The following is a 26,680-nucleotide window of genomic DNA, read 5'->3' as shown; positions in this document are numbered from 1 at the left end:
CCGGCAACAAGCGAACAACGAAGGTTGTGGCTTATTGCCGCATCTTCGGGTTGTATTCTATATGCTAGATATCGAAAAAGGCGGATAACGCCTCGATTGCACAATCATCGATAATCTTTTGCCCTTCGAACGAGTAGGGAGATACGCCTATGGAAGCCCTGGCTGGAAAGTCGGATTTTGACCTGTCAGCGGACCCCTGGAACAATTATCCTCCGCAGGTTCCGCCGGGCATGGGCGGCACGGACCCCTTCGGCGGTTTTGGAAATTGGCAGAACACCTTCTACACCGGCGGGAGCGGCAACGACCTTCTGATCGGGAGCGACGGGAACGACACGATCGATGGCGGGCCCGGCAATGATTCCATGATCGGCGGCAAGGGCAATGACGTCTATCTCGTGGACAGTCTGGCCGACGTCGTCCTGGAATTGGCCGATGAAGGCAACGACGAGGTCCGCACCTCGCTGAACTCCCTGACGCTCGGCGACAATCTCGAAAAGCTGACATACACCGGAAGCGATGCCTTCCAGGGCACCGGCAATGGGTTGGACAACGTGATCGTCGGTTCCTGGTGGAACGACAATGCCCTGAACGGCGGCGCCGGTACCGATACGCTGACCGGCGGCAATCGCAACGACACTCTCGATGGCGGCACCGGCGACGATTCGATGATCGGCGGCAGCGGCGACGATGTCTACATCGTGGACAGTTCGGCCGACGTTATCCAGGAACAGTCCTACCAGGGCGACGACGAGGTCCGCACCACTCTGAACGCCATGACCCTTGGCGACAATCTGGAACGGCTGACCTTCATTGGAACCGGTGACTTCCAGGGCACCGGCAATGCGCAGAACAACGTGATCGTCGGCGGGGCGGGCAACGATACCCTCACCGGCGGGGGCGGTTCCGATGTGCTGATCGGCGGCGACGGAGACGACGTCCTCCACATCGAGACCGCCGGCTATTACGGCATGTTCTATATGGCGTCGCTGCAGGGCGGAGACGGCTTCGACACGGCCGTCATCCTGACCAGCGACGGAACCTCGATCGACCTGGGCGCTTGCAGCATCGAACGCGCCTATGGCGGGTCGGGAGACGACACGCTGACCGGCACGGGAGCCGGCGCCGGCCTCGTCATCGACGGGGGAGACGGCAACGACAGCATCGTCGGCGGCGCGTTCAACGACACGCTGACCGGCGGCGCCGGCACCGACACGCTGACCGGCGGCGACGGCGACGATGTGTTCCATATCGACGCGGCCGACCGGGTCGAGGGCGGCAACGGGTTCGATACCGTCCATGTCCAGGGAGACGGCGACCTGTCCCTCGATCTCTCCTATGCGAGCATCGAACGGGTGTTCAGCGGCGGCGGCAACGACAGGTTCTTTGCGGGCGCCACCGCGGTCGAGGTCGACGCCGGGGCCGGCAACGATGACCTCATGGGTGGCGACGGCAACGACACGTTCAATGGTGGCGACGGCAACGACAATCTGTTCGGCCGTGGGGGGGACGACGTCCTTGTCGGCGGGGCCGGCAACGACACCCTGTTCGGCGGCGACGGGGACGATGTTCTGATCGGCGGGGCCGGCGACAATGTGCTGTTCGGCGATGCCGGGAACGACAGCTTTTATGTCGACACCGCGACAGCGGCCCGTCTCTTTGGCGGCGACGGCGACGACACGGTCCATGCCCGCTACGCCGGCGGCGTCGATCTGGATATCTCCAACTCGATCGAGCATTTCGTCGGCGGCGTTGGCAACGACACCGTGACGGCGGCCAACTCGTACTCGGCAGTAACGATGGCCGGCGAGGACGGCAGCGATCTGCTGACCGGCGGTTCCGGCAACGACACGCTGTCCGGGGGGAACGGCGACGACAGGCTGCAGGGCGGCGACGGTGACGACGTGCTGCAAGGCGGAGCCGGCGCCGACCTGTTCGATTTCTCGGCCAGCTTCGGCAGCAGCAACGGCAACGACCTCGTGGGCGATTTCAATGCCACGGATGGCGACAGAATCGGACTGCTCACGTACCAGAGCTACACGGTGAGCGCCAACGCCCAGGGTGAGGCCGTTCTCAGCATTTCCGGCTTTGGCAGCGCTTCGACGGCCACCCTCTCCGGCGTGATGGCCCAGGACGTGTCGAGCTCCTGGTTCACCACCATCTGAAAACAGGAAGGCGCCGTCCCGACAGAGACGGCGCCTTTTCCATCTGTCCCGAGCGGATGAAGACCGCCTTACCCCGCCTTCAGCTTGCGGCGCAGCAGCGACAGCGGGGAGGTGTCGTCCAGGCTCGGCTGGAAGGCGACGGTGATCTCGGTCAGCGCATTGGCCCAACTGTCCGGGTTGGTGCCTTCCGGCGCCTCGACCGAGCTGAAGCCGGTACGGACCAGATAGAGATACTGGTCGGGGATGACATGGCCGACCGCGCGGATCTCGCCGGTGTAGCCATAGCGCTCCCGCAGCTCGCGCGCGGTGGAGAAGCCGCGGCCGTCACGGAACTTCGGGAACTCGACCGCCACCAGGGCGAAACGGTCGAGGTCGGCGGCCACGGCACCCGCCAGCGTGCCGCTCTTCAGACGCACGCCCAGCTTGGCGTTGCGGCCGTCGAAGCTGTCGCGCTCCGCCTGCCAGCGCTCGAAGCTGATGATGACCGGGCGGTCGTTCGGCACCGGCTCCCCGTCGGGGATGAAGCTCCAGGCATCCTCGCCGATGCGCCCATTCTCAATCAGCGGCATAGATTCTCTCCTTGAACGGGGCATGGCCGACACGGGCGAGGGTGTCGACGAAGCGCTCCCCCTCGCCTGCACGGTTGGCGAGATAGACGTCGACGATCGCCTCGATGGCGTCCACCGTTTCGGTCTCGGTCACCGCCGGCCCCAGGATGTCGCCGATCGCCGTGGTCAGCGTCGGATCGCCGCCCACGGTGATCTGGTAATATTCGGTGCCCTTCTTGTCGACGCCCAGGATGCCGATGGCGCCGACATGGTGATGGCCGCAGGCGTTGATGCAGCCGCTGATCTTGATGCCCAGCTCGCCGATGGTGCGCTGGCGGACCGGATCGGCGAAGCGGGCCGAAATGGCCTGGGCCAGCGGGATCGAGCGGGCATTGGCCAGCGCGCAATAGTCCAGCCCCGGACAGGCGATGATGTCGCCGATCAGCCCAGCATTGGCGCTGCCCAGTTCCGCCGCGTCGAGCCGCTTCCACAGGTCGTAGAGGTCGTCCTTGCGCACATGGGCGAGGACGAGGTTCTGGACATGGGTGACGCGCAGCTCGCCGAAGCTGTAGAGCTCGGCCAGGTCGGCGACGAGGTCCATCTGCTCGCAGGTGGCGTCGCCGGGGATGCCGCCGGCCGGCTTCAGCGAGACGGTGGCGATGGCGTAGCCCGGCACCTTGTGCTCGGCGACATTCACCGCCAGCCAGTTGGCGAAGGCCGGGTCGGCGGCCTTGGCGCGCTCCAGAGCGTCGGAATGGTCGGGCAGTTCCTCGAAGGGCGGCGGGGCGAAATGCCCGCGGATCCCTTCGACGATCTCCGGGTCCAGGCGGTATTTGGGCCCGCGCAACCGCGCAAACTCCTCCTCGACCTCCTGGGTGAACTTCTCCAGACCCAGCTCATGCACCAGGATCTTGATGCGCGCCTTGTAGATGTTGTCGCGCCGGCCATACTGGTTGTAGACGCGCAGGATCGCTTCCAGGTAGGCGACGAAATCCTCCTGCGCCACCCACTCGCGCACCAGCTTGCCGACGAAGGGCGAGCGGCCGAGACCGCCGCCGACATAGAAGGAGAAGCCCGGCTCGCCCTTGTCGTTGCGCCGCGCCAGCAAGCCCACGTCGTGGATGCGCACCGCCGCGCGGTCGCTCTCGGCGCCGGAAATGGCGATCTTGAACTTGCGCGGGAGATAGGTGAATTCGGGGTGCATCGTCGTCCACTGCCGCAGGATCTCGGCATAGACGCGGCCGTCAACGACTTCATCCTTGGCGGCGCCGACGAAGGGGTCGGTCGTGACGTTGCGCACGCAGTTGCCGCTGGTCTGCAGCGCGTGCATGTCCACCTCGGCCAGCTCATGCAGGATGGCCGGGGTGTCCTCCAGCCTGATCCAGTTGTATTGCAGGTTCTGGCGGGTGGTGAAGTGGCCGTAGCCCTTGTCGTATTTGCGGCCGATGTCCGACAGCTTGCGCAGCTGGACGGCGCTCATCACGCCATAGGGCACGGCGATGCGCAGCATGTAGGCGTGGAGCTGGAGATAGAGGCCGTTCATCAGCCGGACCGGCTTGAACTCCTCCTCCGTCAGCTCGCCCGCCAGGCGGCGCTCGACCTGTTTGCGGAACTGCTCGACCCGTTCGGCGACGAACTGCCGGTCGATCTCGTCGTAATGATAGATGCCGGCACGGGCGCCGGGCGCGATGTGGTTCATGTCGATCAATCCCTAAGGCCGCCCGTCACGGTAGGCGGTCGAACTCGGTCAGGCCGCCTGTTTTCCAAGATCGGTGCGCACGGTCGGGCCGGCGGTGCGGATGCGTTCGCGCATCGTCGCCGGGACCGGAACGCCGTCCTGCTCCACCACCTCGAAGGCGTAGATGTCGACGCCGAACCGCTCGCGCTCCGCCGTCTCCTTGGCGGCGGCCAGCACCCCGTCGGCCTCGGCACGCGCGAACAGCGCGGCCTCGGCGAAGGACTCGACCCACCGGCCGCCATCCCCCAGGAACACGACCTCCCCGTCGCGCAGACGGTTGGCGGTGATGGCTTTCATCGATCCTTCCTTCGATCGATCCTTGGCCGACATCTGGCTCTCCTGGCTGGTCGTTCTCGAACGCGGGTGGTGTCGTCTTACCCGAACCGGCGGCGGTCCGGCAGTGAATTCCGTGGCCTGGTGGTCGGCGGCCTCATGGCAGCCATCTTTCGCGGGCGATCAGGTCGCGGGTTTCCCGGGCGACCTCGGACATCGACGCCCCCTCCGCCCGGCGGCTGTCGCGAAAGGCGGCGATGGTGCGCAGCCGGTCCGCCCACTCCTCCGGGAACAGGGCTTCCAGCCTCTGGCGCAGCAGGCTGGCGAGCGTCGGGCTGCGCCCGCCGGTCGACACCGTCATCACCAGATCGCCGCGCCGCACCACCGAGGGGGAATGGAAATCGCAGAGCGGAATCACGTCCTCGACATTCACCAGCACGCGGCGCGAACGCGCCAGCTCCGCCAGCGTCCGTTCGGTCTCCGGTCCCAGCCCCATGACATACAACAGGCCGATCCCGTCCAATGCGGCGGCATCCGGCAGGGTCCTGGCCAGACGGCCACCGGCCAGAGCCGCCAATTCCCCATCCGGCTCCGGTGAATACACCATCGGGTCGGCCCCGCCCTCACGCAGCTGGGTCAGCCGTCGCACCGCCAGCGGACCGGTACCGGCCAGCGCGATCACCACCCGCGACGGGTCGAGCGCCAGCGGAATCATGGCCGCATTGCCCCTGGCTGCATTGTCGTAACAGGCGAAGCGGGCCGGCGGATCGCGGCGCGTATGACGGGCATCATGTTCATGGAGGGTATTTAGCCCGCCCCTCCGCCACAATCAACATATTTCACACCACGCATTGCAACGCACAACAAACCTATTAAACAAGTAGAGAATGTATTTACGTTGCACGGGTTTTCCTGCGGTGTTAATGTGCAAACACAAACATAAACACTAGTTATTTAGTAGACTTTACCAGCCACCGCGAAAGGCAGCTGAGGATGGACGCCGCGACACGGGTGAGGGATCTGACCGACCGCTACGGCACGCTCGAAGGGGCGCCGCTGCTGGCCGCCATGCATGGGGTGTTCGGCGGGCGCATCGCGCTGCTGTCGTCCTTCGGCGCGGAATCCGCGGTGCTGCTGGCGCTGGCGGCGGAAGCGACGCCGGATTTCCCGGTCCTGTTCGTGAATACCGGCAAGCTGTTCGGCGAGACGCTGCGCTACCGCGACCAGCTGGTGAGGCGGCTCGGCCTGCGTGATGTGCGGGAGATCGGGCCGACCGCCGACGATCTCGCCAACGGCGACAAGGATGGCATGCTGTTCAAGCGCGATTACGATGCCTGCTGCCGCCTGCGCAAGACGGTGCCGCTGGACCGCGCGCTGGCCGCGGCCGGGCTCGATGCCTGGGTGACGGGACGCAAGCGCTTCCAGGCCGCCACCCGCGCCGCCCTGCCCCTGTTCGAGGCGGAGGCCGGCCGCATCAAGGTCAACCCACTGGCCAACTGGGACAAGGACCGGCTGGAGGAGGAGTTCATCCGGCGCGACCTGCCGCGCCACCCGCTTGAGGCCGACGGGTTCCTGTCGATCGGCTGTTACACCTGCACCGAGCGAGTGGCGCCCGGTGCCGACCCGCGTTCCGGCCGCTGGGCCGGCAGCGCCAAGACCGAATGCGGCATACACACCATGATTGGAACCGCCCGATGAGCGCCGATCTCGACCAGCTCGAAAACCAGAGCATCTATATTCTGCGCGAGGCCTACAACCGCATCGACAAGCTGGCGATGCTCTGGTCGATCGGCAAGGACAGCAACGCGCTGCTCTGGCTCTGCCGCAAGGCGTTCTTCGGCCGCATCCCCTTCCCCGTCGTCCAGCTCGACACCGCGATGGAGCTGCCGGAGGTCTACGAGTTCCGCGACCGCATCACCAAGGAATGGGGCCTCGACCTTAAGGTCGAGCAATGCCCGCCCGAGGAGGAGATGGACCAGACCCTCCCCCCCCTGACCCGCGCCGCCGCGCGCAAGACGGAAGGGCTGAAGAACCTGCTGCGCGACCATGCGTACCAGGGCGTGATGGTCGGCATCCGCCGCGACGAGCAGGCGACCCGCGCCAAGGAGCGCGTGTTCTCCCCGCGCTCTCTGGAGGGCGACTGGGACGTCAAGGACCAGCCGGCGGAATTCTGGGATCATTACAAGACCCGCTTCCCCGAAGGCGTCCATGTCCGCATCCATCCGCTGCTGGCCTGGACCGAGCTGGACATCTGGCGTTATTCCCAGCGCGAGGGGATTCCCATCGTCCCGCTGTACTTCGCCCGCGACGGCAAGCGCTATCGCTCGCTGGGCGAGAAGAACATCACCTTCCCGGTCGACAGCAATGCCTCGACCATCGACGAGATCATCGCGGAGCTCCAGGTGACCCGCGTGCCGGAACGCGCCGGCCGGGCGATGGACAATGAATCCGAAGACAGCTTCGAACGCCTGCGCAGCGTGGGGTACATGTAAGATGCCGCATTCCCAACTCCGCATCGTCATCGTCGGCCATGTCGACCATGGCAAGTCCACGCTGATCGGCCGCCTGCTGAACGACACCGGCAGCCTGCCCGACGGCAAGGTCGAACAGGTCCGCGAGATGAGCCGCAAGCGCGGCATGCCCTTCGAGTGGGCCTTCGTCATGGACGCGCTCCAGGCCGAGCGTGACCAGGGCATCACCATCGACACCACGCAGATCCACTTCAAGACCAGGCAGCGCCCCTACGTCATCATCGACGCGCCGGGCCATACCGAGTTCCTGAAGAACATGGTGACCGGCGCCTCCCAGGCCGACGCCGCCCTGCTGGTGATCGACGCCGACGAGGGCGCGCTGGAGCAGTCGCGCCGCCACGCCTTCCTGCTGCACCTGCTGGGCGTGCGTCAGGTGGCGGTGGTCGTCAACAAGATGGACAAGGTCGAGTTCTCCAGCCGCCGCTATGAAGTCGTGGCGCAGGAGATCAAGGAGTATCTGGCCGAGCTGGGGCTGCAGCCCAAGGCGGTGATCCCGGTGTCCGCCCGCAACGGCGACAACATCGTCAGCCGCAGCGAGCAGGCCGACTGGTACCTGGGACCGACGGTGATCGAGCAGCTCGACGCCTTCCGGCCGCAGCAGGTTTCGCCTGACCAGCCGCTGCGCCTGCCCCTGCAGGATGTCTACAAGCCGGACGACCGCCGCATCCTGGCCGGCCGCATCGAAAGCGGGCGGCTGCGCGTCGGCGACACCCTGCGCTTCTCCCCGACGGGAGCGAGCGCCACGGTGGTCAGCATCGAGGCGTGGAACCATCCCGAGACCGTGCTGTCGGCCCAGGCCGGCCAGAGCATCGGCATCACGCTGGACAAGCGCATCTTCGCCGAACGCGGCCACATCGCCCACCACGAGGCCGACGCGCCGATCCTGGCCCACCGGCTGAGCGTGCGGCTGTTCTGGCTGGTGTCGGAGCCGCTGGTGGTGGGGAAGACCTACACGCTGAAGATCGCCTCCGCCGAGCACCGGGTGACGGTGGAGCAGGTGACGGCGGTCATCGATGTCGAGGATCTGTCCAGCACCCCCGGCAAGGCGGTCCGCCGCAACGAGGTGGCGGAGGTCGTCCTGCGCTCCCGCTCGCCCATCGCGCTCGATCTGGCGTCGGACCTGCCGCGCACCGGCCGCGGCGCCCTGATCGACGGCAACGACGTGGTCGGCGGCTGCCTGGTGGTGGAGATCGAGGATGCCGCGGCGGCCAACATCACCGAGGTGTCGCACACCGTCTCGCTGGAGGAACGGTCCCAGGCCAACGGCCACAAGGGCGGCATCGTCTGGCTGACCGGCCTGTCCGGTGCCGGCAAGTCGACGCTGGCGATGGCGCTGGAACGCGCGCTGTTCGACCGCGGCTGGCAGACCTTCGTGCTGGACGGCGACAATGTGCGCAACGGGCTGAATGCGGGCCTGGGCTTCTCGGCCGACGACCGGGCGGAGAACATCCGCCGGGTGGCCGAGACGGCGAAGCTGTTCGCCGACGCCGGCATGGTGGTGATCGCCTCGCTGATCTCGCCGCTGAAGGCCGACCGGGCACGGGCGCGGGTGATCGGCGGCGAGCGCTTCCACGAGGTGCATGTCGCCGCCGATCTCGCCACCTGCGAGGACCGCGACCCCAAGGGCCTGTACAAGAGGGCGCGGGCCGGCGAGATCGCCGAGTTCACCGGCATCTCCGCCCCCTACGAGGCGCCGGACCAGCCCGAACTGGTGATCGACACCGACGCGCTGAGCCGCAGCGAGGCGCTGGCCCGCCTGCTCGACTATGTCGACGAGACCCTGGGCAAGAACAGCCTGAAGTCGGGGAAGGAGCTGACCTACGTGATCTGAGGGTCGGCTTTATAGCGTGAGACGACGGGCGCGGGGGAAAGACCGCGCCCGAAGCCTTTTCGGCCGTTGCCGCGCCCGATCAGGACTCCATCGTCTCCCCGATCCTGTGGCATAAGGGGCCGCCATCACGCACCCAAGCATCACGCCGTAAGGACCCCTGCCGCCCATGATCCGCTTCGATAACGTCAGCAAGCAGAACGGTCACCGCATCCTGTTCCTGGAGGCCTCCGCGGCGCTCAACCGGGGTGAAAAGATCGGGCTGGTCGGTCCCAACGGTGCCGGCAAGACCACGCTGTTCCGCATGATCACCGGCGAGGAGCAGCCGGACGGCGGGCAGGTCGCCATCGAGAAGCAGGTCAGCGTCGGCTATTTCAACCAGGATGTCGGCGAGATGTCCGGCCGCTCCGCGGTGGCCGAGGTGATGGACGGCGCCGGGCCGGTCAGCGCCGTCGCGGCCGAACTGGCCGAGCTGGAAACCGCCATGGCCGACCCTGACCGTGCCGACGAGATGGACGCCATCATCGAGCGCTATGGCGAGGTGCAGGCCCGCTTCGACGAGCTGGGCGGCTACGAGTTGGAGGGCAAGGCGCGCGAGGTGCTGGCCGGCCTCAGCTTCAGCCAGGAGATGATGGACGGCGACGTCGGCGGCCTGTCGGGAGGCTGGAAGATGCGCGTCGCGCTCGCCCGCATCCTGCTGATGCGGCCCGACGCCATGCTGCTCGACGAGCCGAGCAACCATCTGGACATCGAGAGCCTGATCTGGCTGGAAGGCTTCCTGAAGGGCTATGACGGCGCCCTGCTGATGACCTCGCACGACCGCGAGTTCATGAACCGCATCGTCACCAAGATCATCGAGATCGACGGCGGATCGCTGACCAGCTATTCCGGCGACTACGGCTTCTATGAAAAGCAGCGGGCGCTGAAGGAGAAGCAGCAGGAGGCCCAATTCGAGCGCCAGCAGGCGATGCTGGCGAAGGAGCTGAAGTTCATCGAGCGCTTCAAGGCCCGCGCCTCGCACGCCAGCCAAGTGCAGAGCCGGGTGAAGAAGCTGGACAAGATCGAGCGCTTCGAGCCGCCCAAGCGCCGGCAGGTCGTGACCTTCGACTTCCCGCCGGCCCCGCGCTCGGGCGACGACGTCGCGGTGCTGAAGAACGTCCACAAGGGCTATGGCAGCCGCGCCATCTACGAGGGGTTGGACCTGACCATCCGCCGCAAAGAGCGCTGGTGCGTGATGGGCGTCAACGGCGCCGGCAAGTCGACGCTGCTGAAGCTGGTGGCGGGGACGACCGAGCCGGACAGCGGCAGCGTCACCGTCGGCGGCAGCGTGCGCATGGGCTATTTCTCCCAGCACGCCATGGAGCTTCTGGACGGCGACCAGACCATCTTCGAGTCGCTGGAGGCGCATTTCCCGCAGGCGAGCCAGGGCTCGCTGCGGGCGCTGGCCGGCTGTTTCGGCTTTTCCGGCGACGACGTGGAGAAGAAGTGCCGCGTGCTGTCGGGCGGCGAGAAGGCGCGGATGGTGATGGCGACCATGCTGTTCAACCCGCCGAACTTCCTGGTGCTGGACGAGCCGACCAACCACCTGGACCTCGACACCAAGCAGATGCTGATCGCGGCGCTGGGGGCCTATGAGGGCACCATGCTGTTCGTGTCGCACGACCGCCATTTCCTGGCGGCGCTGTCGAACCGGGTGCTGGAACTGACGCCGGAGGGGATCCACCAGTATGGCGGCGGCTATACCGAGTATGTGGCCCGCACCGGCCAGGAGGCGCCGGGGCTGCGGGGGTGAGGACGGGCGGCGGCAGGATCGGCATGGGTCCGCCGATCCTGCGGCCCCCTGTCGCGACATTGCGGAACGGGCGTCGTCCGCTTCCACAGCGACGCAGTGTCAGGGTGACGCCTTCTCCTGGCCCCGCCTTTCATGCGGGGCCTTGCCGCGCTTCGCCAAATAGTCGTTCAGGGCGGCAATGATGACGCCTTGCAGCGACGGGGCGGCAGCGTCGGCCGCCCTCAGCTCTGTCTCCAGGGCGTGCAGGCGCAGCCAGTCGGACTTTTTCAGGCGGAGAGATAATGCGATGGCGTCATCCGTCATGCCAATGCAGGTACAGCATAAGAAAATAAATGAAAAATTCTATCCAGTCGCACCGGCGATCAAAGACATGCTGCGCCTGCTGGAACTGGTGGAAGCACTGGACTGCCCCTATCGCAGCCGGCAGGCGCGCCGCCGGGCCGCCTCCCTTCACCGCAAGTGAACGCTCCCTTCAGAACAAGTCATTGGTCGAGAAGAACGCCGGGGCGTAGCATCGGCCCCATCGTGGAAGCGACGGAGGCGGACATGCCCTCTCACAGCGAATCAGTGTCGCGGCTCGGGCTGCGGTCGCCGGTGATCCAGGCGCCGATGGCGGGCGGCGGCGATACGGCGGCTCTGGTCGCTGCGGTCAACGAGGCCGGCGGGCTGGGCTTCGTCGGCGCCGCCTATCTGACCGACGCGCAGATCCTGGAGCGGGCGCGCGACATCCGCAGCCGCACCGCCCTGCCCTTCGGCATCAACCTGTTCGCCCCGACCCCGGAACCGCCGCCGGTTCCCGCCGCCATGCTGGCGGAGGCGCTGGCCCGCGTCGCCCCCTTCCATGCGGAACTCGGGCTGCCGGAACCGGAGGCGCCCGCCTATGCCGGGGACGGGTTCGGCCGGCAGTTCGCGGCGCTGCTCGACAGCGGGGCCGCCTTCTACAGCGTCACCTTCGGACTGCCGCCGGCCGACAGCGTGGCCGCCGCCAAGGCGCGCGGCATGCGGGTGCTGGGCACCGCGACCACGGTTGCGGAGGCGGTGGCGCTGGAGCGGGCCGGCGTCGACGCGGTGGTCGCCCAGGGCAGCGAGGCCGGCGGGCATCGCGGCAGCTTCATCGGCGATCCGGCGGCCAACCTCGTCGGCACGATGGCGCTGGTGCCGCTGGTGGCCGACGCGGTCGGCGTGCCGGTGATCGCGTCGGGCGGCATCATGGACGGGCGCGGCATCGCCGCGGCGCTGGCCCTGGGCGCCGCCGCGGTGCAGATGGGAACCGTCTTCCTGACCACCGGCGAGGCCGGCATCCCCGAAGCCCACAAGGCCGCCATCCTGGCCGCAGGCGAAGCGGCGGCGGGCCAAGCAGCGGTGGACGGGGAGCAGACCCGCGTGACCCGCGCCTTCTCCGGCCGGCCGGCGCGCGGCATCGTCAACCGCTTCATGGACATGGTGGAGGATCCGCAGGCGCCGGGCGCGGTGCTGCCCTTCCCCTTGCAGAACACGCTGACCCGGCCGCTGCGCACCGCCGCCGGCAAGGCCGGGCGGTCGGAGTTCCTGTCGCTGTGGGCCGGCCAGGGGCTGCGGATGGCCCGGCGGCTGCCGGCGGGCGAACTGGTGGCGGAGTTGCTGCGCGGGACGGAGGCGGCGCGGCGCGGGCTGGCGGGCTGAGCGGAGAACTGGCGGAAGGCCGGGTCAGGCCTCCACCGCCACCCGGTTGCGGCCGCTGCGCTTGGCGGCATAGAGCGCCTCGTCGGCGCGGCGGACCAGGGCCGATGCCGGCTCGCCGGGGCGGAACTGGGCGACGCCGACCGACAGGGCAACCGTGCCGTAATTGGCGTTGCGCGCCTTGTTGACGATCTGCCGGGCACCGACGAAGGCGCGCACCTGCTCCGCCAGCTTCAGCGCATTGTCCAGGCTGGTGCGCGGCAGGATGATGGCGAACTCCTCCCCGCCGTAACGGGCGGCGGTGTCGCGGCCCTTGATGCATTCGGTCAGCATGCGGGCCACCAGCTTCAGCACATGGTCGCCGACCAGATGGCCATGGGTGTCGTTGAACGCCTTGAAATGGTCGATGTCGACCATCATCAGCGACAGCGGCAACGCCTCCCGCGCCGATTCCTCCATCGCCTCCTGCAACAGCAGGTCGAAGGCCTTGCGGTTGCCGATGCCGGTCAGCCCGTCGGTCAGCGCCTCGCGCCGCGCGCTGTCCAGGCTGACCCGCATCTCCGCCAGCTGCTGGCTCGATTCCTGGAGCTGGAACTGCAAGGCGGTCTGGCGGTCGACGATCTCCTTGGTCTCCGCCGCGACGGCCGCGATCATCGCCCGCAACTCCGGCAGGCTGAGCGGCTGGTCGAGCTCGTCGCGGAAGCCGGTCAGGGTGTTGCCGTAGCGCTCGGTCTCCGACCCGACATTGCCCAGCTGCTCCAGGATGCGGCCCAGCGCGTAGCGCGCCTTGTCGGAGGTTTCGCGGATCGCCTGCGCCTCGGCGTCGAGGGCGAAGAAGCGCTTGTACAGCTCCTCGCACAGGGTCTGAGAGGTGGCCAGCCCATCGCGGCAGGCCAGATCGATGGCCCGCGTCAGGTCCGGGTTGCGGCCGCTGAAATAGACGAACCAGAGCGTAAAGTTCTCCGGAGTGGGCGGCAACCGTTCGGACAGCATCCGCTCCATGGCCTTCGCGGCGAGGCCGCTGGAACGTTCGAAGTCCTCGATGATCGTCACGTCCGCCGTCCGTCAAAATTCATTCGGTTTCGAACGGTACGCGGCCGAAGCCCCCACGGCAAGAAGGTTTTATGGTGTGTGCCGGGTGGTTATGCCTGCGTTAGTTGCATTGACCGACCGAGCTTTCCGCACAGATATGTGTGCCATCGGTCCAGCGAGCGCCCGACAGGTCGGCCTGACGCAGATCGGTGCCCGATATCCTGGCTCCGGTGAAATCGGCGCGCACCAGCGAGGCCCCGACCATCTTGGCATTGCGCAGGTCGGCATCGCGGAAACTGGCGCCGGTCAGGTCGGCACGGGTGAAGTCGGCCTCGATCAGCCGCGCCCCGTCGAAGACCGCGCCGGGGGCGGTCGCACTGATGAATTTCGCCCGATAGCCATCGGCCTCGGTCAGCTTCGCCTGACCCAACGCGGCACGCTGGAAAGTCGCATCGCGCAGCATCGCCCCGCTGAGATCGACGCCGGTCAGCGTCTGCCCTTGCAGCGAACAGCGCCGCCAGTTCACCTTCGGCTCGGCCGCGTCGGTGCAGTCGGCCAGCGCCGGCCCGGCTGCAACCCCTGCGGCCAGGGTGACCAGGACGGCAAGGGCGGACAGGAGGGGACTGAAGCGGGGCGGCCGGGCGGATGCGTGTCTCATGCTCCGATAAATGGGGGCATCGGCGGCCGACTCAACCTCGACGCCCTGATCGTCCGGAGGGAAGCGCCGGACGCACCACGTCAGGAGGCGTCCTTCACCACGTCGAGAACCATGGCGATCTCGTCGATGACGTTGTTCTGGCTTTCCATCGCGTCCATCACATCCCGCTTCGTGACCTCTCCGGCCGCCAGCTTGCTTTTCCAGCGCACCGTCGGCGTGTAGCCGATCGACCGGATGCGGAAATCGACGGTCAGATGCATCGCCAGCCGGGTGTTCGGCCAGCCGCGCTCGATGAAATTCCGGTTCTCCTCCATCGAGAACAGGCTCAGCACGGCGGGCGTGATCGGGCGGACGTGGGTCGGGTCGCCGAGATAGCCGTCGCTGCGCGGATGCGGCACCTTGATGGTGATCCGCGCGCCATGGCGGCAGACGCGGTACAGCTCCTTCATGATGTTCAGGAACTGCTCGGTCGTCTGGCCCATATGCTCCAGCGAATGGATGAGCTGGACATCGGCAACGCTGTCCGTCTCGAACGGCCAGGGCACGACCTCCAGGTCGGCCACCATGTCCGGCCCGAAGGTGCCGTACTTGTCCACATTGACGTAGCCGGGCAGCCGTGTGTCACCGCAGCCGAGGTTGAGCTTCAGTTCGGACATTGCGCGCGTTCCCAGCCACTCGCCGTTGCTTCCACGGACGCGACCTTATACCAACGGCTTTTGATGGTGACCCATCAAAAGCCGTTTCCTCAATCGCCGGCGCGGGCGTCCGCCCGCTTGGCTATCGCGGGCATGTGCCCGCGGGGCCGCCGTCGCGGCCCTCCAGCGGCACAGGTCAATGACCAGTGCCGCTGGTATTACACATCCCGCCATAGCAGCGACATGACGAATGGAGAGACGCGCGACCGGCTCAGCCACCCAGCCGGGCCACCGCCCTCCCCGCCTGCGGCGGCCAGGGTTCGGCACCATGGGCGGCGGCCTGCCGGGCCAGCGCCTCCGCGACCGCAGGTGGAAACGGGTTGGTCTTGCGGCTGGCGAGATCGACATGCAGAAGCATGAATTCCGCCGTCGCCGCCAGCCAACCATCCTCCGCATGCCGCATCTCATGGAACAGGTGCAGCCGCTTGGCATCGGCGCCGAGCAGCCGCGAGGCGAAGCGCAACGGCGCCCCCTCCGTCACCTCGCGGGCATAGGTCAGATGCGCATCGACCACGAACACCGACCGGTTCTCGGCCGCCACATAGGCCTTGCCGATCCCGAAACGATCGAGCACCGCGTCCGTCGCATGGTCGAAGGCCAGCAGGTAATAGGCGACGTTCATGTGGCCGTTGTAGTCGATCCACTCCGGCCGGACGGTCTCGCGGTGGAGGTCGAGGGGGGCGGCTGTCATGGGCGGTGTCCATTTGCGGCAGAGATGAACGATCCGATGCTATCGCGCACGGCTTCGATCTCGTTTAGCCAGCCGGACACCTCCTCCGCGGTCGGTTCGTCGGTGACATCGCCCGATTCGCCCGGATACCGGTACAGGGTGGCGTAGGCGGTGAAACGCCCAAGTGGCAGCAAACATTCCCGTACCGGCAGATCATGAGGAATACGCATCACGAGCGAGTCGATGTCATGCGAGCGGGGTACGTCGCGGTCGAGCCAGACCAGAACCGCCTTGACCAGCTTTTCCGCAGCCTGCTGGCAATGATAGGTGGCTGCGGCGACGATCGGCTCGGAAACGGAAAGGCACGCCCGGCCGGCCCGCAAATCGACGGATGCCGTCGCCAGCCATGCATCGGCGCCGACCCTAAGCCCCATAGACCCGCACCCCTTCATGCGTGGCCCTGTAGCTCAATGTGCCGACCTGATCCTTGTTCGCCTCGAAAAAGGAGCGCCGACACGGCACGATATCCGCCGGGATGCCCGTCCCCGCCTTGGCAGTATGGGCGAACACCGCCGACCGCCGTTCCTTCGGCGCATCGTCCGGGACGATCACCAGCAGGTCGTAGTCGCTGTCCTCGTCGAAGTCGCCGCGCGCCCGGCTGCCGAACAGATAGACGGCCTCAGGCTCCAGGGCCGGGACGATCCGGTCCAGCAGGAGTTGCAGCTTCTCGTCATGCTTCGTTTCGACAACGGCCATCGGGTGTCCTCCGCCGCCCATCCTAACATGGAACGGGCGGCGGAGGATCCGCAAGGAACCGCGAGGGTCAGACCGAGAAGTACTTGGCCCGCGGATGGTGCAGGACGATGGCCGAGGTGCTCTGCTCCGGATGCAGTTGGTCCTCGTCCGACATCTCGATCCCGATGCGGCCGGCGTCCAGCAGCTTCAGCAGTTGCTCCTGGTCCTTCAGGTTCGGGCAGGCCGGATAGCCGAAGCTGTAGCGGCTGCCGCGGTAGGACTGCTGCAGCAGCTTCTCCTTGTCGCGGCTGTCCTCGGCGCCATAGCCGAGTTCGGCACGGATGCGGGCATGGACATATTCCGCCATCGCCTCGGTCATCTCCACCGACAGGCCGTGCAGGTAGAGATAATCCTGGTAGCGGTTCTCGGCGAACCAGCTCCGCGCCACCTCGGCGCAATGCTGGCCCATGGTGACGACCTGGAGGCCGAGCACGTCACGCTCGGGATCGGTCACGTCGCGCAGGAAGTCGGCGATGCACTCGCCATCCTCCTTGCCCTGCCGCGGCAGCGAGAAGCGGGCGGCCTCGGTCGTGCCGTCCTCCTCGAACAGGATGACGTCGTTGCCGTCGGCCGCCGCCTTCCAATAGCCGTAGACCGCGGTCGGGCGCAGGATGTTCTCTGTCGCGGCGATGCGCAGGATGCGGTCGAGCACCGGCCGCAGCTCCTTCTTCGCCCACTCCTTGAACTCCTCGAACGACTTGCCGTCCTTCCGGTAGCCCCATTGCAGCTGATAGAGCATCCGCTCGTTCAGGTAGGTCACCAGCGTCTTCAGCGGCACATGGTCGATCAGCTTCGGCCCCCAGAAGGGCGGGGTCGGCACCGGCACGCCCTCGGCCAGCCGGTGACGGCGGGCGCGGACCGCGTCCTTGTCCACCGGGCCGGTGGCGGCGCTGGTCGCCTGCCCCAGCACGCGGCGGCGGTTGGTCGCCTTGCCGGCGCGCTTGGCCTGCTGGATGGCCAGCTGCTGGTCGAAGCTGCCCTCCACCACCTTGTCCATCAGGGTCAGCCCGTCGAAGGCGTCGCCGGCATAGGCGACGCGGCCGGAGCCGTATGAGGCCACGCAGTCGCCCTCGACATAGGCGCGGGTCAGCGCGGCGCCGCCCAGCAGCACCGGCACGTCGAGCCCCTCGCGCGTCATCTCCTCCAGGTTCTCGCGCATCACCACGGTCGATTTCACCAGCAGGCCGGACATGCCGACCGCGGTCGCCTTGTGCTCCTTGGCGGCCTGGATGATGGCGGTGACCGGCTGCTTGATGCCGAGATTGATCACCTTGTAGCCGTTGTTGGTCAGGATGATGTCGACGAGGTTCTTGCCGATGTCATGGACGTCGCCCTTCACGGTGGCGAGGACCAGCGTGCCCTTCTGCTGGCCGTCGATCTTCTCCATGTGGGGTTCCAGCCACGCGACCGCGGCCTTCATCGTCTCGGCCGACTGCAGCACGAAGGGAAGCTGCATCTTGCCGGCGCCGAACAGTTCACCCACCACCTTCATGCCGTCGAGCAGGTAGGTGTTGATGATCTCCAGCGGCGGATGGGTCTTCATGGCTTCCGCCAGATCGTCCTCCAGCCCGGTGCGGTCGCCGTCGACGATGCGCTCCTTCAGCCGGTCCTCCACATTTTCCGCCCGCGCCTTCCTCTTGGCGTCCGCCGCCTTGCGGCCCTCGAACAGCGCGATGAAGGCGTGCAGCGGGTCATACCCTTCCGTCCGGCGGTCGAAGATCAGATCCTCCGCGGTCTTGACTTCGTTCTCCGGGATCTGGTGCAGCGGCAGGATCTTGGAGACATGGACGATGGCCCCGGTCATGCCCTTCTTGACCGCATGGTCGAGGAAGACCGAGTTCAGCACATGGCGTGCCGCCGCATTCAGGCCGAAGGAGACATTGGACAGGCCGAGGATGATCTGGCAGCCCGGCATCTCGCGGGAGATCGCTTCGATGCCCTCCAGCGTCCAGATGGCGAGCTTGCGGTCGTCCTCGTTGCCGGTGGCGATGGTGAAGGTCAGCGGGTCGAACAGCAGGTCGGACGGCGCCAGCCCATACTCGTTCACCGCCAGATCGTAGAGCCGCTTGGCAATGGCCAGCTTACGGTCCGGCGTCTTCGCCATGCCCTCTTCGTCGATGGTCAGCGCGATGACGGCGGCGCCGAACTTCTTGGCCAGCGCCAGACGCTTGCGCGCCGGCTCCTCGCCGTCCTCGAAGTTGATCGAGTTCAGGATCGCCTTGCCGCCATAGAGCGCCAGCGCCTGCTCCAGCACGCCGTATTCGGTGGAATCGACCACCAGCGGCGCCGTGACCGAGCCGACGAAGCGCGAGATCACCGCGTTCATCTCCGCCACCTCGTCGCGGCCGACGAAGGCGGTGCAGACGTCCAGCGAGTGGGAGCCCTCCTTGACCTGCTCGCGCGCCATCTCGACGCAGCCGTCCCAGTCCTGGCGCTCCTGCAGCTCGCGCCACTTCTTGGAGCCGTTGGCGTTGCAGCGCTCGCCGATGGCGAAGAAGGCGTTCTCCTGGCGCAGCGTGACCTGGGAATAGAGCGAGGCCACCGCCGGCACCCAATGGACCGTGCGGCCCTTCGGGTTCGGCCGGTGCGAGCCGGCCGGGGCCAGCTTGCGCAGCATCTGGTTCGCCGCCGCGATGTGCGGCACGTTGGTGCCGCAGCAGCCGCCGACGAGGTTCACCCCGTCCTCGGACACGAAGCGCTCCAGCCAATGGGCGAAGTCGTTGGCCAGCAAGGGGTAATGGGTCTTGCCGTCGACCAGCTCCGGCAGGCCGGCATTCGGCTGGACCGAGATCAGGCCCGGCCAGTTCTGCGACAGCCAGCGCACATGCTCGCTCATCTCCAGCGGGCCGGTGGCGCAGTTCAGCCCCATCAGCGGCACGTCGAGCGCCTGGATGACGGTGGCCGCCGCGGCGATGTCGGTGCCGACCAGCAGCGTGCCGGTGGTCTCGACCGTCACCTGGACGAAGACGGGGGTGTCGCTGCCGGCCTCAAGGCGGGCGCGCTTGATGCCGTTGACCGCGGCCTTGATCTGCAGCGGGTCCTGGCAGGTCTCGACCAGGATGGCGTCGGCCCCGCCGGCGATCAGCCCGGCCGCCTGGACATAGAAGCTGTCCTCCGCCGGCTGGTAGGCGATGTGGCCCAGGCTCGGCAGCTTGGTGCCCGGCCCGATGGAGCCGATGACGAAGCGCGGCTGTCCGTCGGTGAAGCTCTCGGCCGCCTCGCGCGCCAGCTCGACCGCGCGCTGGTTGATCTCGAACGCCTTCTCGGAGATGCCGAACTCGCCCAGCGTCACCGGCGAGGCGCCGAAGGTGTCGGTCTCCACCATGTCGGCGCCGGCCTCGAAATAGCCGCGGTGGATGTCGCGGACGATGTCGGGGCGCGACAGCGGCAGGATGTCGGTGCAGTTCTCGTGCCCCCAGTAATCCTTCTCGACGTCGAGGTCGAGCGCCTGGATGCGGCTGCCGAACCCGCCGTCGCAAAGCAGAACGCGGTCACGCAGGGTGTCGAGGATGTGGGGCATGGGGATGCGTCTTGTCCGTTATTTGGGCGGGTTCGATGGAAAATTCGATGGAGTGTCGGGTCAGGCGAGGCCGTGGCGGTTCGGCGGCCACCAGTCGGGATTGCGCAAATCCTCCAGAGCGTAGGGACACTCCTTCGGCAGCGCGTCGATGTCGATGCTGTCGTCCAGGCAGGCGTCGGAATCGCCGTCCAGCCAGGCCTTCTCCAGAATCTCGGCGGGAAGGCGATTCAGGCTTGGATTCTCCTCCAGCGTTTCCTCCAGGTGCCGGCGGGCCTTGGTCGCCGCGACCCACCATCTGCGCCGCGGGAGGGGATCGGGCGAGTATTCCAGCTTGAGCAGGGCCTCGATCACGGCGGCGAGATGGCTCCGGATCCTGTCCTTGACCTGTCTGCCCATGATGTCGAGTTCCCCGGCGATGTGATCCCAGTCGATGGGAGCGCCCGGCCGCGCCTGCGCCGCGTCGCGCAGCAGCTGGGCCTGCTCCCGGGTCCAGGCATGGAAGTCGGTGTCGTAGCCGGCCCGGCCGTCCATGGCGTCAGCCCTCCAGCCCATGCCGGTTCACCGGCCACCATCCGACGTCCAGGAGCTGTTCCAACGTGTAGGGGCAGGAGGTGGGAAGCAGGCCGACCGGCAACCGGTCCTGCTCGAGACCTTCCGTGGCATAATCGCTTCCACGACGGTAAGCCCTGGCGAGGTCGATCTTGCCGTAAAGGCTGGGGCTGTCTTGCAGACCGTCGTTCGCACGGTCGCGCTGTTCGCGGACGGTGCGGCGCCAGCCGCCACGCGGATCGGCTGCCGGCGAATTTTCCAGCTTCAGCAGATGTTCGATCACACGGACCAGCGCGCTTTCGACCGCGCGCAACTCCGACCGGCCCATGCCCTCGATCTCCTCGGCGAGATTCTCCCAGTCGATGGGCGTGTTGATGCGCTCGCGCGCCGCCTCGCGCAGCAGGCGGCCCTGCTCCTCGGTCCAGGCGAGGAAATCCGTGTCGTATCCGATCCGGCTGTCCATGGCGCGACGCCCTCCACGATGTGCAGGCGACTCTAGCACAAAGCTGTGCCGGCCGCTTCCTGTCCCACCCCCTACCCCGCCACCGCCGGGACCACGGCGGCGGCCGGCACCGCCTTCGCCTTCACGCCCAGCATGCGGCAGATGGCGATGGTCAGGTCCGACCGGTTCAGGGTGTAGAAATGGAAGTCGTTCACGCCCTGCGCCTGCAATGCCTGGCACTGCTCGGCCGCCACCGTCGCGGCGACGAGCTGCCGGGTCTCCGGGTCGGCGTCCAGCCCCTCGAAGGTCTCGGCCAGCTTCGCCGGCATCGAGGCGCCGCACTTGCCGGCGAACTCCACCGCGCGGGCGAAGTTGGTGATCGGCAGGATGCCGGGGACCACCGGCACATGGATGCCGGCCGCGCCGCAACGGTCGAGGAAGCGGAAATAGGCGTCGTTGTCGAAGAAGAACTGGGTGATGGCGCGGGTGGCGCCGGCATCGACCTTGCGCTTCAGGTTTTCGAGGTCGAATTGGGCGCTGGGCGCCTCCGGGTGGGCCTCCGGATAGGCCGCCACCGAGATCTCGAAATCGGCGATGCGCTTCATCCCTGCCACCAGGTCGGCGGCATAGGCGTAGCCGCCGGGAAACGGCTCGTACCGCCCACCGACACCGCCCGCCGTCTCCGGCGGATCGCCGCGCAGCGCCACCAGATGGCGGATGCCGGCATCCCAATAGGTGCGGGCGATTGCGTCGATCTCCTCACGGGTGGCGCCGACGCAGGTGAAGTGGGCGGCGGCCGGGATGCCGGTCTCCGCCTGGATGCGGCAGACGGTGGCGTGGGTGCGCTCGCGGGTCGAGCCGCCGGCGCCGTAAGTCACCGACACGAAGCTGGGCGCCAGCGGGGCCAGCCGCCGGATCGACTGCCACAGGCTCTGCTCCATCTTCTCCGACTTGGGCGGAAAGAACTCGAAGCTGACGGACGGCGGCGCGGAAAGGGGCGCGGTCATGACGGGACTCCGCTGAGCGAGAGGGCGGTTTTCGGGGAAGGCGCTTGGGCGCCGGCCGCAAGGCGGGTGGCCGGCCAGATGGAGACGGTGAGCGGGTCGCCCGGCAGATGGACCACCGCGCCGCAATCGAGGCCCGACTGGCGGCACCAGCCGGCGACCTCGGCATCGGCGAAGCCGAGGCGGCGGTGCGCATGTTCCTCGCGCAGCGCCTCCAGATGGTGGGGAGCGAAATCGACGACCAGCAGGCGGCCGCCGGGACGCAGGACGCGCGCCGCCTCGGCCAGCACGTCGGCCGGCGATTCGATGTAGTGCAGCACCTGATGGATCACAGCGGCGTCGAAGGAGCCGGAGGGAAAGGGCAGCTGGTACATGTCGGCCTGCCGGACATGGCAATGGCGCAGGCCCGCCTCCTCCAGCCTGGTGCGGGCGACGGCCAGCATCTCGCGCGACTGGTCTACCCCGATCGCGCGATGGACGCGCCCGGCCAGCACCTCCAGCATCCGTCCGGTGCCGGTGCCGATGTCGAGCAGCTCCTCCACCCCCCCTTCCGGGAACAGGCGCAGCAGAGCGGCCTCGACCTCGCCTTCCGCAACGTGAAGGGAGCGGATCTCGTGCCAGCGCGCGGCATTCTCGCGGAAATAGGCGGCGGCGGTTTCCGAACGGCTGCGCTTGATCGCCTCCAGCCGCTCCAGGTCCAGCGTCATGGTGGCATCGTCGCCGGGAATGGCGTCGACCAGAACGCGCGCCAGCTCGGCCGACGCCCCCCTCTCCGCCAGCCGGTAGAAGGCGAAGGTGCCCTCGCGGAAGCGGTCGAGCAGGCCGGCGTCGCACAGCAGCTTCAGGTGGCGCGAGACGCGCGGCTGGCTCTGGCCCAGGATCTGGGTCAGCTCGGTCACCGTCAGCTCGCCATGCGCGCAGAGCGCGAGCAGCCGAAGCCGCGTCGTCTCGGCAGCCGCCTTCAGCGTCGCAAGCAGGTCGTCCATCGAGTCACGTCCGATTCGGGCCGGGATGGGGCGCGACCGTGCGAAGCCCCATGCCCCGCCGATCCGGATACAGATATAAAGATATCTTTATGCGTCGTAAACCGCTTTTCGCATCCTCCGCACCGATCTCCGGAATGCCCCGATTCCGTGGCAGAATCCTGCGGCGGGCCGGGCGTTTTCCGGCGGTGCGGCAAAGCAATCACAGTCTCGGCGCCGTGCAGTGGCGCTTGCCGGCGCATGCTGGTCAAAAGGCCAAGCCTGTGTTAGGTCACGAAACGGTGGAAATTGTGCGATACCTCGCCCAATCTTCATTTCGACCGCGTAGCCACCTTGCCAGGGTTGAGGAGTCCCGCCATCGGGATCTTCGGTTGTGGACAGGAGATGCGGCGACCCGCACCGAGTTGCGCCCACTGATAAAGAGCCGTCGCACATGAAGCTGGCCAGCCTTTCCCGCCCCCTCCTCCGCACGGCCGCCGTCCTGGCCTTCGCCCTGACGGCCACGGCCTGCGCGACCAACCAGGCCGACCCGGGCGCGAAGGACGCCGCCTATCAGGTCAGCGATCCGCTGGAGATCCCGAATCGTTTCGTCTTCGCCGCGAACGAGGCGGTGGACGTGCTGGCGCTGCGCCCGGCTGCGGAGGTCTATGTCGGGCTGGTTCCCGATCCGGTGCGCGACGCCATCCACAACTTCATCGACAACCTGATGGCGCCGCTCTACATCGCCAACAACCTGCTGCAGGGCAATGTCGAGGGGGCATCCAACGCGACCGGCCGCTTCCTGACCAACACCATCCTGGGCGTCGGCGGCATCGCCGACGTGGCGACCCAGGCCGGCATCCCGCACGCGCCGGAGGATTTCGGCCAGACCCTGGCGGTCTGGGGCGTCGGCGACGGCCCGTATCTGGTGCTGCCGCTGCTAGGTCCGTCGAACCTGCGCGACACAGCCGGCTATGCCGTCGACACCGTCGGCGACCCGGTGCGCATCTGGGCCTATGCCAAGGACGGCGAGGGGCTGATGCTGACCCGCGCCGGTGTCAGCGCCGTCGACCGCCGCTCCGAGGTGCTGAAGTCGGTCGACGACCTGCGCCGCAACTCGCTGGACTTCTACGCCACCGTGCGCAGCCTGCATCAGCAGCAGCGTCAGGCGGAGATCGCCAACAACAAGGGGGCGGCCACGCCGGACTTCCCCGACTACAGCAGCGCGCCGAAGCCCTGACCGGATATGGGGGTTGCAGCGGACGAGGCCGCCATCCCGCGTGCGCTCGCCCGCCGCAACGGCCCGTCCCCCCTTTCGGCCCGCCCACTTCGGCCCAAGCACAAGGCCAAAGGTCAAATGACCGTTGACAAAGCCGCGCCAACCGCCACCTTTCGCCCCATCATGTTGACACGCCGCCAGTTTGTCGCGTGCGCTGCCCTGCTCGCGGTTAGCGGTTGGGCCGGCCACACCCTCGTCACTCCCGCCGCCGCGCAGAGCGCGGACCAGGGGGCAAGCGCGTTCATCCAGAAGCTGGGGAACGACGCCATCGCAACCTTCTCGGACAAGAGCCTGTCTCGCGACCAGGCCCTCCAGCGTTTCCGGACGCTTCTGTATGCCGGCTTCGACGTGCCGTACATCGGCCGTTGGGTGCTGGGCCGCTACTGGAATTCGGCCAACGAGGCGCAGCGGGCTGAATATCAGAAGCTGTTCGAGCAGCTGATCGTCAACACCTATGCCGAGCGCTTCATCGAGTATTCCGGTGAGACCTTCAAGATCGCCGGCACCAGCCCGGCCGGCGAATCGGACACCCTGGTGACGACGCAGATCGTCCGGCCGAGCGGCCCGCCGATCAATGTCAGCTGGCGAGTCCGCAAGACGCCGGCCGACTACAAGATCATCGACGTGGTGGTGGAGAATGTCAGCATGGGCGTGACCCAGCGGCAGGAATTCGCCTCCGTCGTCGAGCAGAATGGCGGCCGCATCGACGGCCTGATCCAGGCCCTGCGCCAGAAGGTCGGCCGCGCCGGCTGACCCGACGGCACACACCGAGCCATCCTGAATGGAAAAGGCCGCCTCCCCTGGGAAGGCGGCCTTTTCCATGGCATGGATGCGATGCCCGCCCTCCGGCATTGCCGAGCCGTTCAGAACCCGTGACGCGACACGCCGGAAGGGATATCGTTGCGTTGACACTGCTGTCTTTCGTCATACGGTGGACCCCGGGAACCCGACGCCATGGCCGAACGCGATCCGAAAGAGATCGACGAACTGCGGACGATCATCCAGGCGCATCAGGCGTGGCTGAAACGGCCATCCAGCGGCCGGCGCGCCGACCTGAGCTTCCGTGACCTGTCGCGGCTGAACCTGGAGCGGGTCTCGCTGGCCGGCGCCAAGCTGGCCGGAGCGGACCTCAGCAACACCAGGATGGTGAAGTCCGACCTGACCCAGGCCGACCTGTTCGGTGCCGACATGGAGGCGGTGAACCTGTCCGGCGCCACCCTGACCGGGGCGGACCTGCGCGGCGCCAACCTGCACCGCGCCCAGTTGACCGACGCCAACCTGCGCGGCGCCGATTTCCGCGCGGGCGAGTTGATGGAGAGCAGCGGACCGGACGGGAACCAGAAGGCGACCCGCGGCACCGGCACCACTCGGCTGACCGAAGCGAAGATGGAGCGGTCGATCCTGGCCGGCGCCAACTTCACCGGCTGCGACCTGACCGGCGCCGACCTGAACGACGCCGACCTGACCGGGGCGGAGCTGACCTCGGCCGTGCTGATGGGCACCGATTTCTGCGGCGCCACCCTGGACGGGGCGGTGTTCGGCAACACGGTGATGGACCACGCCACCCTGACCCGCACCTTCATCCCCTTCACCCTGCCGCCCGACGCCATCGTCCAGCCCAACTACACGGCGATGCCGGTCGCCGAGTTCCTGGAACTGGTGGAGCGGCATGAGCGCTGGGTCGACAGCGGCGGGGCGGACGGCGCGCGGCTCGACCTCGACCTCGTGTCGGTGGCCGGGGCCGACCTGCATGGGCGCACGCTGGCGGCAGCCCGCCTGCGCCGCTGCCGGCTGCCCGGCGCCCGCCTGACCAAGGCCAGCCTTGAGATGGCCGAGCTGTCCTATGTCGACCTGGACGAGGCCGACCTGCGCGACGCCGTGCTGCGCGGCACGACGCTGCGCCGCGCCTATCTGGCGCACACGCTGATGAACGGGGTCGATGCCCGCCCGGTGGCGCTGGCCGGCGGCCGCGACTGGCCTGCCAATTTCGAGGGCGCCGATTTCTCCGACGCCGACCTGCGCGATTCGACGATGGGGCCGGCGGTGGTGCGTGGTGCGGTGTTCACCAACGCGCTGACCGACCGGTCGGGCATCGACGTGTCCGGCGCCGCCGGCGCCTTCCCCCCTCCCCCGCCGGAAGAGCGGCGGCGGCAGAAGCGCTTCGTCCACCCGGGGCTGGTGGTCCATACCGAGCACGGCAGCTTCCCGGCCCGCAACTGGTCGGTGGGCGGCCTGTGCCTGCTGGCGGTCAACCAGCCCTACCAGCGCGGCCAGACCTTCCAGGCCCGCGTGGTGATGGCGGACCGGCAGGAGGTGGCGGCGGTCGCCAATCTGGTCGTGCTGCATCGCGACGAGGAACGGGGCCAGCTGTCCGTCTGCTTCCACCAGTATGGCGACGATTTGAAGGCGTTGCTGAAGACGGCATTCCTGGAGCACCAGAAGATGGCCGGCTGAGCCGCCAGCCTGACACGGTTGTATTTTGTCGCAGCCGGACCACCGAAAAAGCCGGCATTTCCAGCGCCGCACTCCTTTATCGTGCTTTT

The 26,680-nt window shown here is 67.5% G+C and carries 26 protein-coding genes; 10 read left to right on the top strand and 16 right to left on the bottom strand.

The window, feature by feature from the left end; genetic code table 11:
- Positions 1 to 230: 230 nt before the first annotated feature.
- Entirely contained in the window at positions 231 to 2,162 is a 1,932-nt protein-coding gene (locus tag ABMY26_RS17900; RefSeq protein ID WP_372398541.1) for a hypothetical protein, read from the top strand.
- Positions 2,163 to 2,230: 68 nt separating this feature from the next.
- Here ABMY26_RS17900 and ABMY26_RS17895 read toward each other — a convergent pair whose 3' ends face one another.
- From ABMY26_RS17895 to ABMY26_RS17880, 4 genes are all read right to left on the bottom strand, one after another.
- The gene (locus ABMY26_RS17895; protein WP_372398540.1) at positions 2,231 to 2,731 is read right to left on the bottom strand and encodes a DUF934 domain-containing protein; all 501 of its coding nucleotides are present in this window, start codon (positions 2,729 to 2,731) and stop codon (positions 2,231 to 2,233) included.
- Entirely contained in the window at positions 2,718 to 4,409 is a 1,692-nt protein-coding gene (locus ABMY26_RS17890; RefSeq protein ID WP_372398539.1) for a nitrite/sulfite reductase, read from the bottom strand. The genes ABMY26_RS17895 and ABMY26_RS17890 overlap by 14 nt, the downstream gene beginning before the upstream one ends.
- Positions 4,410 to 4,457: 48 nt before the next feature.
- The gene (locus ABMY26_RS17885; protein WP_372398538.1) at positions 4,458 to 4,745 is read right to left on the bottom strand and encodes a DUF2849 domain-containing protein; all 288 of its coding nucleotides are present in this window, start codon (positions 4,743 to 4,745) and stop codon (positions 4,458 to 4,460) included.
- A 133-nt stretch (positions 4,746 to 4,878) separates the two neighbouring features.
- The gene (locus ABMY26_RS17880) at positions 4,879 to 5,436 is read right to left on the bottom strand and encodes a bifunctional precorrin-2 dehydrogenase/sirohydrochlorin ferrochelatase (RefSeq protein ID WP_372398537.1); all 558 of its coding nucleotides are present in this window, start codon (positions 5,434 to 5,436) and stop codon (positions 4,879 to 4,881) included.
- 278 nt (positions 5,437 to 5,714) lie between these two features.
- Between ABMY26_RS17880 and ABMY26_RS17875 the strand changes: the two genes are divergently transcribed.
- The 4 genes from ABMY26_RS17875 (at position 5,715) to ABMY26_RS17860 (ending at position 10,872) form a co-directional block, all read left to right on the top strand.
- Positions 5,715 to 6,419 carry a phosphoadenylyl-sulfate reductase gene (locus ABMY26_RS17875; RefSeq protein WP_372398536.1) on the top strand — a complete coding sequence of 235 codons (705 nt, stop codon included), beginning with the start codon at positions 5,715 to 5,717 and terminating at the stop codon, positions 6,417 to 6,419.
- A complete protein-coding gene (gene cysD / locus ABMY26_RS17870; RefSeq protein ID WP_372398535.1) occupies positions 6,416 to 7,213 on the top strand; it encodes a sulfate adenylyltransferase subunit CysD in 798 nt (265 codons plus the stop codon). Before ABMY26_RS17875 ends, cysD begins: the two co-directional genes overlap by 4 nt.
- Position 7,214: 1 nt before the next feature.
- A complete protein-coding gene (gene cysC / locus ABMY26_RS17865) occupies positions 7,215 to 9,083 on the top strand; it encodes an adenylyl-sulfate kinase (protein ID WP_372398534.1) in 1,869 nt (622 codons plus the stop codon).
- 166 nt (positions 9,084 to 9,249) lie between these two features.
- Entirely contained in the window at positions 9,250 to 10,872 is a 1,623-nt protein-coding gene (locus tag ABMY26_RS17860) for an ABC-F family ATP-binding cassette domain-containing protein (protein ID WP_372398533.1), read from the top strand.
- 99 nt (positions 10,873 to 10,971) lie between these two features.
- Here the strand turns inward: ABMY26_RS17860 and ABMY26_RS17855 are convergent, their stop codons facing one another.
- Entirely contained in the window at positions 10,972 to 11,175 is a 204-nt protein-coding gene (locus ABMY26_RS17855; RefSeq protein ID WP_372398532.1) for a hypothetical protein, read from the bottom strand.
- Here ABMY26_RS17855 and ABMY26_RS17850 point away from each other — a divergent pair.
- Positions 11,159 to 11,335: a hypothetical protein gene (locus ABMY26_RS17850; RefSeq protein ID WP_372398531.1), complete on the top strand. Its 177-nt coding sequence runs from the start codon at positions 11,159 to 11,161 to the stop codon at positions 11,333 to 11,335. The genes ABMY26_RS17855 and ABMY26_RS17850 overlap by 17 nt on opposite strands.
- 83 nt (positions 11,336 to 11,418) lie before the next feature.
- The gene (locus ABMY26_RS17845; protein WP_372398530.1) at positions 11,419 to 12,534 is read left to right on the top strand and encodes an NAD(P)H-dependent flavin oxidoreductase; all 1,116 of its coding nucleotides are present in this window, start codon (positions 11,419 to 11,421) and stop codon (positions 12,532 to 12,534) included.
- Positions 12,535 to 12,558: 24 nt separating this feature from the next.
- Here ABMY26_RS17845 and ABMY26_RS17840 read toward each other — a convergent pair whose 3' ends face one another.
- The 11 genes from ABMY26_RS17840 to ABMY26_RS17790 form a co-directional block, all read right to left on the bottom strand.
- Positions 12,559 to 13,584, bottom strand: coding sequence for a GGDEF domain-containing protein (locus ABMY26_RS17840; protein WP_372398529.1), 1,026 nt, complete (start codon positions 13,582 to 13,584; stop codon positions 12,559 to 12,561).
- A gap of 100 nt (positions 13,585 to 13,684) precedes the next feature.
- Positions 13,685 to 14,221, bottom strand: coding sequence for a pentapeptide repeat-containing protein (locus ABMY26_RS17835; RefSeq protein WP_372398528.1), 537 nt, complete (start codon positions 14,219 to 14,221; stop codon positions 13,685 to 13,687).
- Between the two features lie 80 nt (positions 14,222 to 14,301).
- Positions 14,302 to 14,877, bottom strand: a complete 576-nt coding sequence (locus tag ABMY26_RS17830; protein ID WP_372398527.1) for a hypothetical protein — start codon at positions 14,875 to 14,877, stop codon at positions 14,302 to 14,304.
- A 250-nt stretch (positions 14,878 to 15,127) separates the two neighbouring features.
- Positions 15,128 to 15,607 carry a thioesterase family protein gene (locus ABMY26_RS17825; protein ID WP_372398526.1) on the bottom strand — a complete coding sequence of 160 codons (480 nt, stop codon included), beginning with the start codon at positions 15,605 to 15,607 and terminating at the stop codon, positions 15,128 to 15,130.
- A complete protein-coding gene (locus ABMY26_RS17820; RefSeq protein ID WP_372398525.1) occupies positions 15,604 to 16,020 on the bottom strand; it encodes a HEPN domain-containing protein in 417 nt (138 codons plus the stop codon). Before ABMY26_RS17820 ends, ABMY26_RS17825 begins: the two co-directional genes overlap by 4 nt.
- Entirely contained in the window at positions 16,010 to 16,342 is a 333-nt protein-coding gene (locus ABMY26_RS17815; RefSeq protein WP_372398524.1) for a nucleotidyltransferase domain-containing protein, read from the bottom strand. Before ABMY26_RS17815 ends, ABMY26_RS17820 begins: the two co-directional genes overlap by 11 nt.
- Positions 16,343 to 16,409: 67 nt before the next feature.
- Positions 16,410 to 19,901: a methionine synthase gene (gene metH, locus ABMY26_RS17810; protein ID WP_372398523.1), complete on the bottom strand. Its 3,492-nt coding sequence runs from the start codon at positions 19,899 to 19,901 to the stop codon at positions 16,410 to 16,412.
- A gap of 60 nt (positions 19,902 to 19,961) precedes the next feature.
- Positions 19,962 to 20,432, bottom strand: a complete 471-nt coding sequence (locus ABMY26_RS17805; protein ID WP_372398522.1) for a DUF29 domain-containing protein — start codon at positions 20,430 to 20,432, stop codon at positions 19,962 to 19,964.
- 4 nt (positions 20,433 to 20,436) lie between these two features.
- Complete coding sequence (locus tag ABMY26_RS17800; protein ID WP_372398521.1) at positions 20,437 to 20,913, bottom strand: DUF29 domain-containing protein; 477 nt, start codon at positions 20,911 to 20,913, stop codon at positions 20,437 to 20,439.
- Positions 20,914 to 20,984: 71 nt separating this feature from the next.
- Positions 20,985 to 21,899: a methylenetetrahydrofolate reductase [NAD(P)H] gene (gene metF, locus ABMY26_RS17795; RefSeq protein ID WP_372398520.1), complete on the bottom strand. Its 915-nt coding sequence runs from the start codon at positions 21,897 to 21,899 to the stop codon at positions 20,985 to 20,987.
- Positions 21,896 to 22,882, bottom strand: a complete 987-nt coding sequence (locus tag ABMY26_RS17790; protein ID WP_372398519.1) for an ArsR/SmtB family transcription factor — start codon at positions 22,880 to 22,882, stop codon at positions 21,896 to 21,898. Before ABMY26_RS17790 ends, metF begins: the two co-directional genes overlap by 4 nt.
- A gap of 430 nt (positions 22,883 to 23,312) precedes the next feature.
- Here ABMY26_RS17790 and ABMY26_RS17785 point away from each other — a divergent pair, with 430 nt between their 5' ends.
- The 3 genes from ABMY26_RS17785 (at position 23,313) to ABMY26_RS17775 (ending at position 26,591) form a co-directional block, all read left to right on the top strand.
- Positions 23,313 to 24,098, top strand: a complete 786-nt coding sequence (locus ABMY26_RS17785) for a VacJ family lipoprotein (RefSeq protein ID WP_372398518.1) — start codon at positions 23,313 to 23,315, stop codon at positions 24,096 to 24,098.
- Positions 24,099 to 24,104: 6 nt separating this feature from the next.
- On the top strand, positions 24,105 to 24,890 hold the full coding sequence (locus ABMY26_RS17780; RefSeq protein WP_372398517.1) for a phospholipid-binding protein MlaC: 786 nt from the start codon (positions 24,105 to 24,107) through the stop codon (positions 24,888 to 24,890).
- Between the two features lie 201 nt (positions 24,891 to 25,091).
- Positions 25,092 to 26,591, top strand: coding sequence for a pentapeptide repeat-containing protein (locus ABMY26_RS17775; RefSeq protein WP_372398516.1), 1,500 nt, complete (start codon positions 25,092 to 25,094; stop codon positions 26,589 to 26,591).
- Positions 26,592 to 26,680: the final 89 nt, after the last annotated feature.

Origin of the sequence: Azospirillum sp. HJ39 (genome assembly GCF_041507355.1) — a bacterium.
Lineage (GTDB): Bacteria > Pseudomonadota > Alphaproteobacteria > Azospirillales > Azospirillaceae > Azospirillum > Azospirillum thiophilum.
This window is presented reverse-complemented; position numbering and strand designations above follow the sequence as displayed.